The organism is Collinsella sp. AF04-24, assembly GCF_003465685.1.
GTDB lineage: Bacteria > Actinomycetota > Coriobacteriia > Coriobacteriales > Coriobacteriaceae > Collinsella > Collinsella aerofaciens_AP.
Map to the genome: position 1 here is coordinate 1 of NZ_QSBK01000054.1, position 820 is coordinate 820.

Genomic DNA, 820 nt, shown 5'->3' on the forward strand with positions numbered 1-820 from the left:
CCCGCGTTTCCGCAGCTAGCGCAACGCGGGAATAGCTCCCGGCACCTGGCCGTCGCATCGTCTCCGCAGGTGGAGAGGCTATGGAGGCCGGTGCCCCCATGCCGCCGCCGCATGCTCCGCCAGCCCGCCGCGCAGCCGTTCCGGACTCAGCGCAACGGGCCCTCCGGCCCATGTCCCGGCCCGCCGCCTATCCCGCCAGCGGCCCCTCGCCCCTCGCGGCCCTGGCCCTGTCGATGCAGCCGGGCGTGAGGTCGAGCTCGCCGGGCGCCAGCTCCTCTATCCCGAACGCGTCCATGAGGGCGGAGGCGTCCTCCCCGAGGGCCATCCGCAGCACGCGCGCCGGCGTCAGGAACCCGAGCGCCCCCCTCGGCTCGGAGTTCACCTGCGACATGAGCAGCGCGCAGTCCGCCGCCGTCAGCCGGTCGAACCTGGCCCCGGCGCCCTTGGGCAGCAGCTTCCTGATCTCCACGTGGTTCTTCTCGCACGCGCCCTTCTGCTGGCTCTGCCGGGGGTCGCAGTAGAAGAGCCTGGTCTCGCCGTCCCGCTCGCCGATCAGCGCCGCGATGGCGCCCTCGTCGGCGAACTCGCTCCCGTTGTCGGTGAGCACGGCGCCGAAGGCGCGCCTCGCGCCGTCCTCGCCGAGGACCCCGCGCAGGGAGGAGAGCGCCGCCAGGACCGAGGCGCACGTGCCGTCCGGCAGCGGCAGGGCCAGCTGGAAGCGGCTCGGGCGGTGCAGGAGCGTGAGGAGCCTGGCGGAGTCGCCCCTGGAGCCCTCGACGGTGTCCATCTCCCAGGCCGCGGCGCAGGCGTCCTCTCCGAG

At 74.4% G+C, this 820-nt stretch carries 1 pseudogene; it reads right to left on the minus strand.

Annotation, left to right across the window (positions count from 1 at the left end):
* Positions 1–187: 187 nt before the first annotated feature.
* A pseudogene (locus DWV32_RS10060) lies at positions 188–820 on the minus strand (DDE-type integrase/transposase/recombinase); the annotation flags it as partial.